Below are 13379 nucleotides of genomic sequence, written 5' to 3' on the forward strand. Positions count from 1 at the left end.
AGCTTTTATAAAATGGAGGAAAATTTTAATGGAAAAAATGTCTCAAAATATCTGGAGCGAGCGAATCCTGCCGATTATCGTCGTCATTGGTCGCATGCTCCTCGGTGCAGAATGGATTCACCAGGCCATCCTGAAGCTCCAGCCAGGCTCTGGCTTCTCACTCGACGGCTTGGGCCCAAGTGTCGCCATGACCGCCGGCATCCCAGAATGGTACAAGGCCTTCTTTGAAGGCTTCGTCGTTCCAAACACCCAGCTCTTCAACGTCATCATTCCTTGGGGAGAGCTCCTGATTGGCCTGGGCCTCTTCTTCGGCGTCCTCTCACTGCCCGCCCTGATTGCCAGCTTCTTCATGCTCGGCAACTACTGGTGGTCTGACATGGTCTATATTTATCCTATCCTCATGCTGGCCGGCATTGCTATCCTCTTCTTTAATAAATTTGATAAGTTTCGTGGCAGTCGCCTGCTCAAGTTTGTCAATAAGAATTGGGGGGATTGGACTCAGAGTCGTTGGTTATAGAAAAAAAGCTGATTGCAAGGTCAGCTTTTTTTATTATGCTCAATTTCTTAAATCCGTAAACGTCTGCGAAGACTGGTACCACGAGTCCCCAGCAGTTTTTCAAGCAGACCAAGCTTGGCTGCCATCCAGATGTAGGCGAAGAAGCCGACACCACCTGCAATAAAGACTTCAAGAATGGCCTTGAGACGGCCTGGCCCAAGTGGCATGAGGATGAGGCTCAAGATGCCTTCAAGGACCAGCGTAATGATCATCATGATGGCTGTCAAAATAGCGATTCCTGTGATACCTCGCATGGTTCCTTTTACCCGGAAGCCTGTGACCTGATGGATCTTGCGGACGATGATCCAACAACCGAAGATGAAGGCGATGGTGGTGGCTGTGAGTGGGCCGTAGGTCTTGAAGATTAAAATCATTGGGACTTGGAGGACCAACTTCACAAGGAGGGTATAAATAAAGTACTTGAGGGCCACCCGCGAATAATGGAGGGCCTGTAAGATTGGGGCGACCATCGTATAGAGGGCCAAAAGCAAACTCTGAATCACTGCAAAGATAAAGAGGGCCAACTGCAAGTGATTAGGCACATTGTAAAATAGCGTATAAATCGGTCTTGCCAAGAGGACCATCCCCATAATTGCCGGCAACATAAAGGCCACAAAGAGCTGGAAATCATAGGAAATCAGGTGTGAGGTTTCCTTGTAGTTCTTCTTGACGAAGTTGCTGGTAATCAAGGGCAGGGCCACAGCCCCCAGCGTCATTGCCTCTCCAATCAAAATCATGGTTAACTTGTCTGTATTTGCAGAGAAGTAGGCAAAGAAGACCTGGAGCTCTTGATTAGAATAATTGGTCACCATGTGCATGACATTGCTGAAGGTCACCTGGTCGATGATCTTGAAAATCTGGATGGCAGAGCCGATGACCACGAAGGGAATGGCCTGCCAGAGGGTTTGGGTCAGCATGCGACCGGCACGGATTTTGCTCTTGGTTGGCCCAGGATTTATGAGTTTGCCAAGAAGCTTGTTTTTAACCAAGAACCAGCCCAGGACAATGCAGGAGCCTAACATCCCAATAAAGGCTGCTGTCGTCGACTGGGTCACGGCCTCAATCCAGTTGCCACCTGAAAGCCCAATTTTCATAATCATGAAGGTGAAGGTCAACATCCAGATAACCCGGACGACCTGCTCATAAATCTGACTGAGGGCAATGGGTTTCATGTCATTGAGGCCCTGGAAGAAGCCTCGAATGACTGACATGGCAGGGAAAATCAGGATGGACAGCGAGAGGGACCGCATGACGGGAATCAGCTCGTCGCCACCACCGGAAACATCGGCAATCCATGGCGAGGCCAGATACATGACAATCGCAAAGGCCAGGCCCAAGCCTAGCATGAAGAGAAAGGTATGACGAATCAGGCGGAAGCTCTGATTTTCATCGTCCATGGCATTAAAATGGGCAACCTCACGAGAAATAGCAACCGGAATCCCCGCCGTAGAAATCAAAAGAAAGAGGGCGTAGATATTGTAACCCATCGAAAAGAGGGCATTGGCCTGGGCATCATGCGTCCCCATCCAGGCGTACCAAGGGATGATGTAAATCGCTCCCAGGAGCCTCGAGAGGATATCAGCCAGCGTGAACCACATGGTTCCCCGCATCATCGTATCCTGCTGGGCACGGGTATTTTCTTTGAGCTGCTCTTTTTGCGTGAGCTCTGGCTCAGTGGTCGTTTTTTCCATGATTACATTATAGCAAAAAAAAAGCTATAATAGAGCTATGATTAGTATTGAACGTGTCCTTGAGATTTTAATTCAGGACGACAATTTTAGAGAAATTGTAGGAGCCGACGATCAGCTCTTTTACAGCTGGCCTGAAGCCATCCACTTTGAGCAACTTTCTTATGACAGTCGAAAGACCGATGATAAGACCCTCTTCTTTGCCAAGGGCTTGAACTTCAAGAAGGAGTTTTTGACCGGCCTCAGCGTCCCCTTTTACCTCTCTGAGGTCGACTATGCCGTTGACATTCCCGCTATTTTAGTCAATGACGTCAAGCAGGCCATGAGCCTGATTGCCCAGGAATTTTACGGCCGGCCTCAGGACAAGCTGAAAATCCTCGCCCTGACGGGGACCAAAGGGAAGACGACCTCTGCTTACTTTGCAAAATCCATTTTAGATGAAATGAATGGCGGAAAGACTGCCCTTCTCTCAACCGCCCAGACGACGCTTGACGGCAAGACCTATGTCAAGTCTGAGCTGACCACGCCCGAGAGCCTCGACCTGCTGGAGATGATGGCGACTGCCCTCAAAAAGGGCATGACCCACCTGGTCATGGAGGTCAGCAGTCAGGCCTATAAGACCAAGCGGGTCTATGGCCTCAGCTTTGATGTCGGTGTCTTCTTAAATATCTCGCCCGACCACATCGGTCCCATCGAGCATCCGACCTTTGAGGACTACTTCTACTGCAAACGCCAGCTGATTAAGCATTCCCACTATTTTGTGGCCAACAGCGAGATGCAGGGCTTTGAGGTCGTCAAGCAGGAAATCGAGGCAAGGCAGATTCCTCATGCCTTTTATGGGGAAAAATCTGACAATCAAATCATCAATTCTAGTGCCCTTGACTTTAAGCTCTCTGGCTTAGTTTCAGGCGACTTTAGCATCCGCCTGCTCGGTCGTTTTAACCAGGAAAATGCCCTGGCAACGGCCCTTGCCACCAAAGCCCTTGGGGCAAACGACGAGCAAATCCACTCAGGCCTCGCCAAGGCCCTGGTGCCAGGCCGGATGGAGACGCTGACTGCCTCGTCTGGGGCCAAGCTCTACATTGACTACGCCCACAACGGCGTTAGCCTGGAAAACCTGGTCGAAGTCGTCGAAAGCCATCATAGTGGCCGACTCGTCCTGATTCTCGGCTCGACTGGAAACAAGGGAGAAAGCCGGCGAAAGGACTTTGCCCAGGTCATCGAGAGCCACCCTAGGCTCGAAGTTGTCCTGACCCAGGACGACAGCAACTACGAGGACCCCAAGGCCATCGCAGATGAAATTGCCAGTCAAATCAGCCGGCCGGTCGCCTATGAGGGCAATCGTGAACTGGCTATCCGAGATGCCATCGCCCTGGTCTCCGGAGCTGACGATGCTGTCATCATCGCCGGTAAGGGCGAGGACAAATTCCAGCTTGTGAATGGTGTCCGGGAGCCTTATTTGGGCGATGTCGCTGCGGCTGAGAAATATCTTTGATGATTTTGCTAAAATGAACTCAAAGATGGCTAAATGAAAAAGGAATCAAAGCTTTTAGATGGCTTTGATTCCTTTTTCATTGTTAAATTTCCTATCTACTTTGTTTTCAGCAAGCTCGCCAAAATTGACTGGTATTTTTGAATTTTTAATAGACCCGGTAGTAAGCTTGTGCTCTTAAGAGACCAACTGAAGGCCGGACTTGGAAGTCATAGAAGAAAATCCGATCCCTGCTCAAATCACTACCGTCCGCAAAACTATTATCAAATTTGACACCACTTGGCACAAAAGTCCAGTAAGGTGGAGAGGCCTCACCTACATTACTGTTGGCAGTCGCCTTATTATCCGTGATTTTCAATGCGCCAATGAGCACATGTTGCTGTGTATACTTCGGCACTTTTACGCCATTAACATTTGCCGCTGGAAGTGAATAGACAATATTATCACGAGTGATACCAATCGTGCCTCCAGCTTGATTCTTCCAAAGACCATAGATGCTATTATAGTTACCTTTAGAAATCTCTGACAGGTTCATGGCCCTGATTGGAATCTTAACAGCCCCTTGGCTTTCTGCATACCAAGCTATTCCCTCATACTTCCAGCCCGTCTTAATCAACTGGCTCAGCTCATTCTGGCTGGCTGTATCCAGATGGGCACCGATACCAGCCTTTGGATTGAAGAGGCGGTAGACCGGAGCCTTTCCTCCAGAGTGGAAGGCCACACCCTCATAGGTCCAACCCTTAGCAGTCAAGACAGACTTTTCATTACTGTCTGTTGTAAAGAGGTGTTCGCCACTCTTAGAATTATAGAGACGATAAACCGAATCCCCAGAAGATGGTGCGTTAAAGACGACCGTATCTTGGTGCCAGTCTAATGAAAGTGTCGGCAGTGGCCTTGACTGACAATGCAAGTCCTGCTACCAGACCAAGTGTAACAAGAGAAGCAATCTTAAACTTAATTTTCATTTGAAACCTCCCAAACTTTTTTCCTTAAAAAATACTTTATTTCCTACCTTTATTTTACTCTTCAAAGCTCCCATTTGCAAGGACTGGCTGAAGCTTTCGCCTTTGGCATCAGATGAACAATCTATCCACACGAGTCTTCCGGCCTTGATTTGATTCCGACATATAAATAAAGGCCTCCTCAAATTTGAAAATCCATTTTTTCATCGTGACATTTCCCATTTTTTCCCGTATAATCAAGAGTAATGATCAACACAGAAAGCGCACTAAAAGACTACTTTGGCTACGAGAGCTTCCGCCAGGGGCAAAAGGAAATCATCGAACAGGTTTTAGAGGGCAAGGACAGTCTGGGCATCCTGCCGACGGGGGCCGGGAAGTCCATCTGCTATCAGCTTCCTGCCCAGCTCCTCCCCGGCCTGACCCTGGTCATCTCTCCTCTGATTTCCTTGATGAAGGACCAGGTCGATAGCCTCGGCCAGGCTGGGATACCGGCGACCTTTTTGAATAGCAGTCTGGATGAAGAAGAGACCAGGAGCCGGATGAGTCTGGTCCGCCGAGGCGAGCTCAAGCTCCTTTTTGTAGCTCCGGAACGCTTCCAGTCGGGCTACTTCTTCGACTTCCTGAGCAGTCTGCCGATTGACCTGGTGGCGGTCGACGAGGCCCACTGTATCTCCCAGTGGGGGCATGATTTCCGGCCTAGCTACATGGACTTTGCTCCCTTGATCAAGCAGCTGCCCAGCCAGCCGACCTTGCTCGCACTAACGGCGACGGCGACGCCCCAGGTCGAGTCTGACATCCGCCAGCTTCTTGACATTCGCCTGGAAAACACGGTCAAGACTGGCTTTCTCAGGGAAAATCTCCGCTTTGAGGTCAAGAAAAATGTCGACAAGCGGGCCTTTGTCAAGTCTTATCTCAAAGAGCACCAGGGGGATGCCGGCATCATCTACGCGTCGACCCGCAAAGAGGTCGATGAGCTGACGTCCTATCTTGACAAGTCCGGTTTTAGCGTCGCCGCCTATCACGCTGGCCTCTCAGAAGCCCGCCGGCGGGATAATCAAGAGGCCTTCCTCTTTGACGATGTCCAGATTATCGTGGCGACAAATGCCTTTGGCATGGGAATCAACAAGTCCAATGTCCGCTTTGTAATCCACTATAATTCACCGGGAACGATTGAAAACTATTATCAGGAAGCCGGTCGTGCTGGGCGAGACGGCTTAGACTCAGATGCTATCCTACTTTTTAGCCTCAACGACATGCGGCTCCGCCACTTCTTCATTGAGCAATCCGAGTCTGATGAGGGCCACAAGGCCCATGACTACAAGATGCTCCAGCAGATGCAGGCCTATGCCAATACAGAGACCTGCCTGCAGCGTTATATCCTCCGCTATTTTGGCGACGAGGGCGAAGACTGTGGCAAATGCAGTAACTGTACAGATGAGCGGGTCGCGACAGATATCACCGTCGAGGCTCAAAAGGTACTCTCTTGCGTGATTCGGATGGGGGAGCGTTTTGGCAAGACCGCTGTCAGCCAGGTCCTGACCGGTTCTAAAAACAAGAAGCTGGAGAGCTGGCATTTTGAAGAGCTTTCTACCTTTGGCCTTATGAAAGGTCAAAAGCAAAAAGCCGTGAGCGAACTCATCGACTTTTTAACCTCAGAAGGCTATCTCAATATCTCAAGCGGGCAGTTCCCTGTCTTGAGCGTTTCCATCAATGGAAAAAAGGTCCTCAAGGGAGAGCAGGAAATCTACCGGCGTGAGCTCATCGCACAGGCCCCTGCTAAAACTACTACTGCGAGCGAGAGCCTAGCGGTCGACGCCGACCTCTTTGAAGTCTTGCGGCAACTCCGCCTGGAGCTGGCCCGGGAAAATCATGTCCCGCCCTTCCTTATCTTTTCTGATGCGGCCCTTCGAGACATGGCGGCCAAGCAACCTGAAGACGAGACCGCCTTCTTGGAGGTTTCCGGTGTCGGCCAGGTCAAGCTGGAAAAATATGGCGAGGACTTTCTTTCCGCCATCCATGATTATAAAGAAAAAGGAGCTGACTAATCAGTTCCTTTTCTTATGCTTAAAGCTTGCTCCATACGGATTCTAAGATATTCGTCTGATCACGATCTGGACCAACTGAGAAGGTTGAGATATGGACACCGACCAGCTCAGCGACCCGACGGACATAGTTACGGGCGTTTTCTGGCAGCTCGTCGAGGCTCCGGCAAGCGGTGATGTCTTCTGACCAACCTGGCAACTCTTCATAGATAGGCTTGCAGTCAGCAAGTTCTTTGAGGCTGGCTGGATAATGCGTGATGCGTTCGCCATTGCTGCGTTCATAAGCCACACAGATTTTGACGGTTTCAAGGCCTGAGAGGACGTCAATCGAGTTCAGGCTGAGGTTGGTCAGGCCAGAGACACGTTTAGCATGGCGCATAACGACAGAGTCAAACCAGCCGACACGGCGGGGGCGACCTGTTGTCGTCCCATATTCATGGCCGACTTCACGGATTTGATGACCGATTTCATCAAAGAGCTCGGTAGGGAAAGGCCCATCGCCGACACGTGAAGTGTAAGCCTTACAGACGCCGACAACCTTATCAATCTTGCTTGGGCCGACACCTGAACCGATGGTCACCCCACCAGCAACAGGGTTTGAGCTGGTGACGAAAGGATAAGTCCCCTGGTCGATATCCAGCATGACTCCTTGGGCCCCTTCAAAGAGGACCCGCTTGCCTTCGTCTAGGGCGTCGTTTAAGATAACAGAAGTATCTGTCACGTATTTCTTGATTTGTTGACCGTATTCGTAGTATTCCTCGAAGATGTCGTCGAAGTTGAGGGCTTCGGACTCGTACATCTTGACAAATTCACGGTTTTTTTGCTCTAAGTTAATTTTCAGACGCTCAGCAAAGATTTCCTTGTCAAGCAGGTCTGCGATACGGATGCCAACACGGGCAGCCTTATCCATGTAGGCTGGACCGATGCCTTTGATGGTCGTACCGATTTTATTATCACCTTTTGCCTCTTCTTGGAGGGCGTCGAGCTTGATGTGGTAAGGGAGGATGACATGGGCACGGTCGGATACCCGGAGGTTCTCAGTGGTTACCCCATTTTCATGGAGATAAGCCAATTCTTCGACTAATGCCTTGGGATTGACCACCACGCCATTTCCGATGACTGAGATTTTTTCTGGGAAGAAAATCCCTGAAGGAATCAAGTGAAGCTTGTACTTGAAGCCGTCGATCACGATGGTGTGACCGGCATTGTTCCCCCCTTGATAGCGGGCGATGACTTCAGCATTTGAGCTTAAAAAGTCTGTGATTTTCCCTTTTCCTTCGTCTCCCCATTGGGTTCCGACAACGACTACTGATGGCATTGTATTTCTCTTTTCTTCAATATTCGTAGGCTCTACTTCTAAAAAGCAGCTGGCCGATCGCTCCCATCCCACCGTCCTTCATTATATCAAAAAGCGTGTCATTTTTGTAGGTAACCCTCGTAAGTCCTTGAAGCACCTTGTTTTCAAGCTTTTTGGTTTTTGCCTTTGAGCTATTCTCCTCCTTGTCCCTCGTCACTCCTCTCTTTTTTTGTGAATATTTCGTGAATTTTCCACCGAGAAATCTTGCAAGAGTGACGTGGAGCGGTCAAGAATTTTTGGTGTGATGTGGCGCCCGTAAACCCGACTAATCATCTGGGTATCTGCCCAACCACCATCACGAACAATCACTTGCTCATCAATCCCCAACTCTTTTTTGAGCATCACATTTCCATGTCTCAGCGCATGAGTCGTAAAGGAAGAGGGCAGTTTATAAGGAAACACCTCACAAAAGCGTTTCAAGTAACGGTTCATCGTTTCCCGTTGAATTAAACAGCCGTTCTCTTGCACAAAGATAAACTCAGAATGTGTTGGTTGATGGCCTTTAAACCACCGCAGAATTTCCAGTTCCCGATTCTTAAGTAAAATGTCTCGTTCTGAATGCTTCGTCTTGAGCGCCCGACGTTTCGGCGCTACCGCAGAAGAATTGAACACATCAAGTTGTGCCCTCAATTTCAAGATTCCTTGTTCAAAATCGATATCTTGATAACGCAACCCTAAGGATTCAGAAATGCGATCCCCCAGAGAAAATTGAAACTCCACAAAGAGCCGTTTGCGCTCATTATTGTGACGGTCTACCTGCCGTTTACTTTGAGAAGCTTGGGTCGTCATCGTCTCAAGAAGCCTTGCCATTTCCTCTACCGTGAAGTATTTATCTTCTCGTTTTTGTTTTTCTTCCAAAGTTTCTTTGTGCTTGGGCAGTCGCACTCTGTACATGGGATTTTCAGAAATATAGCCCTCATCCTCACAAAAGTCAAAGAAGAGATTGAGTTTGCTTCTGAAATTCTTCCGCGAGTTCGGTGCCACTTCTAATTTGAGAAGAAAATCTTTCAAGTGGTCTTTCTCCACTTTGGAAACTTGCCAGCGCCCAAAAAGGGTTTCAACCTTTTTGAGATAAATCACATCATCTTGGTAAGTCCCCTCCGCCACAGAACCTTTGCGAAAAGCCCACCAATTAATGAGTGCCTCAGATACCGTCAGATTCACTTTTTTCTTGTTATAATCGCCCAAGAGTTTCTCAACCTTGAGCGTCAGTTTATTTTTTGCCTCCGCGAGGGCTGATTTGGTGGTGGAATTTGAGCCACAGGTCACTTGTTTCCACCGTGCCTCGTAGTCGTGATAATAATCCATCACAATCCGATACTTAAACTTGCCTGTCGCTTTTTCGGGATAGACCCGAAGTCCATTTTTTGTTGCCATATTTGCCTTTCCATTCACGAAAAGGACGTCTAGAACGTCCCCATTTTAACATAGATTCACTTTTTTGTCCGCTCACCAACGCTGTGGGATTTTGCCGTCACGTTTCATCTTGTCATAGAGGTACATTTCATAACGTTTAGGAATTTCTGCTTCGTGCATGAGTTTATGATATTTCTTGGGATTATCTTGCAACAATAGTTTCATAGTTGGGAAAACAGACTTTTCTGCCCATATCCACGTTTGTGAGAGATTAAGTGCTTTGGGTGCAGTCGTAAAGTGATAAGCCTCATAGCTGTTCATCACATCATACCACTCTTCATCCAAATGTCCGTCCCAATCTGAAAAGACCATCACATTATCATTGATGATTCCCACCGCACGCTGTGCGATATCCCAGTAATTCGCCACGTAATCCCGTATAAAGCCGTCTGACTTCTCATGACGTAAGACCACCTCATAACGATTATAGAAGCCGTACTGCTCTCGTACAGCTGATATGGACATCTGTAATTTCTTCGCTTGCTCGGCATCTTTTCTGTAAAAACGAAGAAAAACAGAATTGCTAGCGGAGCCAACATAAATCGTAATCCCTGTTTCTTTCACGTCTGAAAACTGTCCACTACGTGTGATGGAGAATTTTCGTTTTCGACTCTGAGCTAAACCTTCGTCAATCTTTTTTGCCAAATCATTCAAGTCATAATTGCCAGCTTCCGAAACATATTCATCCAAAGCAATATCTAAACGTGTGACATTGAAAAAAGCCTGAGAACTTTCAGGCTTTGAACCTTGCTTTTTCAATTGATTTTCATAAACGATACAATCATTAAATAAATCGTACCACTCACGAGCTTGTTCGGCTAAAATTGCCTCCATTTCCCGACAGGCTTGTCCTGTCAACTCAATCAGAACCCCTTGACGTTCTTCCTTACTTTCAGAAACTTCAATGTGTCCATAATAATAACGTTTATCATAATGTTTTCGGACATAGTCTGCCTCTGAGAATTGCTGGAGGGGCAAATGTAAAATTTTTTTAACCACTTGTTTGGCATTGGTGCATCGAAAGTGCAACGCAATCCAGTCAAATTTTGCCTCCAGTTTGAAAGCTTCTGTTCGCTTGAAGTGAAAAGCCGATTTGATTTTTTCTTCCAGCTCCGCAGTGAGTGGGCGCTTTCCCTTTTCAAGCATTTTGTAGTAAACTTCACTGATTTGAAGCACCTGTGCCATATTTTTCTGTGTGAAGCCTTTGCTTTGTCGGATGGTTTTTAAGTCCATTTTTGTTCTCCATTTCCTTTAAAATACCTGTCGTTCCCATGAAACAAGCATTCTTGTTTTTGGCTCAGTCGTATCAAGCCTTGATCGGTTGTATCCCTTGAGTCCCCCTTGATTAACCGTCTGGGGGACCTGGGCAAGAAGCAAGCTTCTCGTGTCGCTGGCAGGAGCGAGCCTTGTGCGGGCTAGCGTTGCGCCCGCCTTCAAGCCTCCCGCACAGCTCAGCGTCACTGCCCTCATTCCATTTGTTTGGTTTGGTATTCCAAGCCTTTGGCTTTCAAATAGGCTTCATAGCCTTTAATTGATACATAGACCCGTTTATGGCTGACCTGCAAAATGGCTTCACAGAAGTCTGGACTGCGTCGCATCTTTGTCATATCTGTGCCTAGCGTTTTGATGTTTACCCCAAAGAGCTGACTGATTTCAGCTTTGGTGGCGTAAAGTTTGTTTGATAATTGATTGTTCATGTTGTTCCTCCTTGAACGTAAAAGAAAAAGCATAGGATAAAACTCCCTCTACTTAGCGAAATTTTAGGGAAATCCGCACCCCTCCGTAAAAATTATTCCTCTATTTATTAACCGAAAAAATCTTGGCATTCGAACCCCCTCATATATAAGCGATGAATTTAATCCTTTTTGCCCCCTTAAAAACATCCCTATACTTAATAGCGAAAAACTAGGCAAAAGGACAGTAGCTTTTGGTTTACTTTTCACAACAAATAGTTCACATTAGCAATATAATACCTTTGAAGCTATCAAAAAGCACCCGAATCCTTTCTGATGCTTTGAAAAGTGCGGAATTTAAAATGACTCAACCCTTAAAAAAATCCTCCTCTCATATATAAGCAAAATGAAAGCGATTAAAAACTCAGACTAAAGTCTGAGTTTGCTATTTTTTAATTTAATTTTAGGATTGTTGTAACATTTAGAAATATCCTGATGCAAATGCTTCAAGCTCTTGAAAAAAGTTCCCCTCATAATATTAACCGAAAATGTAAGAAAACTTGCCCCGCCTACTTAAAAGCACCCTTATACTTAATAGCGAAAATTTGGAAAAAGTAGAGTAATTTTATAGAAAATTTCCAAGTGTTTTATAAGGTCGGTGTAGAATTTTCGTGCAATCGGCTACTCTTTTCAAATTTTACCGATATGTCTTGCAACAAATTGATACTGGTCAAAATGGCTTCGCCTCGATTTAACTTTGATATCTGTGAAATTGTGTTCTCTTTAACACAATTTTGAATAGCTTTGATTTCTTCAGAATATGTTAAACGATGAATAATCAGACTACCGATTTGTCCCAACAAAACTTCTGGCACGTCTTTGGGATTTTGAGTTGTTAGAAACAAAAATATTCCCTTTTTTCTTCCTTCTCTAGCAACAGAAATTAAACCTGTTTGATACAAATCATTCGTTTTTGAGGTATAGCGATGAACCTCATCCGTAAACAAAACAAATGGATTAACTTCGCTTTTATTTTTGTTAATCACACAGTTAGCTATTACGTCAATAATCATTGCACCAATTCCATCACTTGTGCTTATAGCTGAAGCATCAATATAAAGACTAGAAGATTTTGATTTTACAAACGTATCTATTTCATCGATTAAATTTTTCTTTGATAAGTCACTACCAAAAAATTCCATAAAACTCGAATTATTCAATACGTGTTGCACTTTATCAACAAGCCAGTTATTGTTATTGAGATTAAAAGTAGCTTCTACATAAATATCCGAATTATTCCTAGCCTCACCTATTTTTACAGACTCCGCTGCAATCTGTGCTGGTAAATCAGAAAGTATAAATTCTTTATCGTCACCTTGCACTGAGGACAGTTTTTCATCAATCTCAATAATTTTGCAATTTTTCTTCGTTAGAATTCCCTTTGTAGCAGTTTTCTTTTGATATCTTAGTGAATGAATTGCTTTAGATAAAGTTGCCCCCTGCGTATTATCGTTTGTCTGAAAAATCTGTTCCCATTGCTGTATGGAAACTTGTGCAATGGGAAGAATCGTATCAGCTCCTAAAGTAAGTTTTTCCATTTCATCATCACTAAAAGAATTTCTATATTCTCCTGTCGGATCAATGAGCAGAACTTTTCTCCCTGATGTAACCAATTTATCCAAAATGGACAAGGCTGAGGTTGATTTTCCAGAGTTTGTTGTTCCGATTGCCATTAAGTGTCTATCAAACAGTGTATTCGGCTGTAAGGATAAATATTCTGATTCAAAGCCAGCAATATGAGCTAATTTTTCCAAAGGTTTTTGATTTTTATAATAATGTACTTCTAATGATTTCAAGTATTTAGAAATCAGTTTTTCATTTGCTATATAAACCTTGTCTGTAATTCCAACTGTTTTGAATCCAGAAAGTTTGAAGTATTCCCCTTCAAGCAAGCCAATGATATCTACTGCAATTTCAGGATAAACATCTTCTTTTTTGCCTGTATTCATAGATTCGTGAACAGAATCAGAAGAATTTACTTTGGATTGATAGATTTCTCCGATAAATGATGTTATCCTAGAAAAATGGACAGCCGTTTAGGTAATTTGGTACACTCAATTTATGGTTAAACGATATGAACAAGGTTTCAAAGAAACGCTAGTAGAACTCTATGACTCAGGGCAAAGTGTTCCG

At 45.6% G+C, this 13379-nt stretch carries 10 protein-coding genes; 3 read left to right on the plus strand and 7 right to left on the minus strand.

Annotation, left to right across the window (positions count from 1 at the left end; genetic code table 11):
- Window positions 1–28: 28 nt before the first annotated feature.
- Window positions 29–517 carry a DoxX family protein gene (locus tag NtB2_RS07125; protein ID WP_109246258.1) on the plus strand — a complete coding sequence of 163 codons (489 nt, stop codon included), beginning with the start codon at window positions 29–31 and terminating at the stop codon, window positions 515–517.
- Between the two features lie 47 nt (window positions 518–564).
- Here the strand turns inward: NtB2_RS07125 and NtB2_RS07130 are convergent, their stop codons facing one another.
- Window positions 565–2247, minus strand: a complete 1683-nt coding sequence (locus NtB2_RS07130) for a putative polysaccharide biosynthesis protein (RefSeq protein ID WP_109246259.1) — start codon at window positions 2245–2247, stop codon at window positions 565–567.
- A 37-nt stretch (window positions 2248–2284) separates the two neighbouring features.
- On the opposite strand from NtB2_RS07130, the gene NtB2_RS07135 reads away from it, so the two are divergent.
- Window positions 2285–3739 (plus strand): UDP-N-acetylmuramoyl-L-alanyl-D-glutamate--L-lysine ligase, encoded by a 1455-nt coding sequence (locus NtB2_RS07135; RefSeq protein ID WP_109246260.1) that lies wholly within the window; start codon window positions 2285–2287, stop codon window positions 3737–3739.
- Between the two features lie 145 nt (window positions 3740–3884).
- Here the strand turns inward: NtB2_RS07135 and NtB2_RS07140 are convergent, their stop codons facing one another.
- Window positions 3885–4646, minus strand: coding sequence for a DUF6287 domain-containing protein (locus NtB2_RS07140; protein WP_109246261.1), 762 nt, complete (start codon window positions 4644–4646; stop codon window positions 3885–3887).
- Window positions 4647–4946: 300 nt separating this feature from the next.
- Between NtB2_RS07140 and recQ the strand changes: the two genes are divergently transcribed.
- Window positions 4947–6743, plus strand: a complete 1797-nt coding sequence (gene recQ, locus NtB2_RS07145) for a DNA helicase RecQ (protein WP_109246275.1) — start codon at window positions 4947–4949, stop codon at window positions 6741–6743.
- 19 nt (window positions 6744–6762) lie between these two features.
- On the opposite strand, the gene NtB2_RS07150 is transcribed toward recQ, so the two are convergent.
- From NtB2_RS07150 to NtB2_RS07180, 5 genes are all read right to left on the minus strand, one after another.
- A complete protein-coding gene (locus NtB2_RS07150) occupies window positions 6763–8058 on the minus strand; it encodes an adenylosuccinate synthase (RefSeq protein WP_109246262.1) in 1296 nt (431 codons plus the stop codon).
- Window positions 8059–8250: 192 nt separating this feature from the next.
- Complete coding sequence (locus tag NtB2_RS07160; protein ID WP_109246264.1) at window positions 8251–9474, minus strand: tyrosine-type recombinase/integrase; 1224 nt, start codon at window positions 9472–9474, stop codon at window positions 8251–8253.
- 72 nt (window positions 9475–9546) lie between these two features.
- Window positions 9547–10746 carry a replication initiation factor domain-containing protein gene (locus NtB2_RS07165; protein WP_109246265.1) on the minus strand — a complete coding sequence of 400 codons (1200 nt, stop codon included), beginning with the start codon at window positions 10744–10746 and terminating at the stop codon, window positions 9547–9549.
- Window positions 10747–10979: 233 nt separating this feature from the next.
- Entirely contained in the window at window positions 10980–11210 is a 231-nt protein-coding gene (locus tag NtB2_RS07175) for a DNA-binding protein (RefSeq protein ID WP_109246267.1), read from the minus strand.
- Between the two features lie 623 nt (window positions 11211–11833).
- On the minus strand, window positions 11834–13195 hold the full coding sequence (locus NtB2_RS07180) for an ATP-binding protein (RefSeq protein WP_109246268.1): 1362 nt from the start codon (window positions 13193–13195) through the stop codon (window positions 11834–11836).
- Window positions 13196–13379: the final 184 nt, after the last annotated feature.

The organism is Lactococcus termiticola (assembly GCF_003116835.1).
In the GTDB taxonomy this organism is placed as follows: domain Bacteria; phylum Bacillota; class Bacilli; order Lactobacillales; family Streptococcaceae; genus Lactococcus; species Lactococcus termiticola.

What these genes read in the sequence shown, in the direction of transcription:
- NtB2_RS07125 (WP_109246258.1), top strand. Translation starts at nt 29, where the DNA reads ATGGAAAAAATGTCTCAAAATATCTGGAGCGAGCGAATCCTGCCGATT.
- NtB2_RS07130 (WP_109246259.1), bottom strand. Translation starts at nt 2,247, where the DNA reads ATGGAAAAAACGACCACTGAGCCAGAGCTCACGCAAAAAGAGCAGCTC.
- NtB2_RS07135 (WP_109246260.1), top strand. Translation starts at nt 2,285, where the DNA reads ATGATTAGTATTGAACGTGTCCTTGAGATTTTAATTCAGGACGACAAT.
- NtB2_RS07150 (WP_109246262.1), bottom strand. Translation starts at nt 8,058, where the DNA reads ATGCCATCAGTAGTCGTTGTCGGAACCCAATGGGGAGACGAAGGAAAA.
- NtB2_RS07160 (WP_109246264.1), bottom strand. Translation starts at nt 9,474, where the DNA reads ATGGCAACAAAAAATGGACTTCGGGTCTATCCCGAAAAAGCGACAGGC.
- NtB2_RS07165 (WP_109246265.1), bottom strand. Translation starts at nt 10,746, where the DNA reads ATGGACTTAAAAACCATCCGACAAAGCAAAGGCTTCACACAGAAAAAT.
- NtB2_RS07175 (WP_109246267.1), bottom strand. Translation starts at nt 11,210, where the DNA reads ATGAACAATCAATTATCAAACAAACTTTACGCCACCAAAGCTGAAATC.
- NtB2_RS07180 (WP_109246268.1), bottom strand. Translation starts at nt 13,195, where the DNA reads ATGAATACAGGCAAAAAAGAAGATGTTTATCCTGAAATTGCAGTAGAT.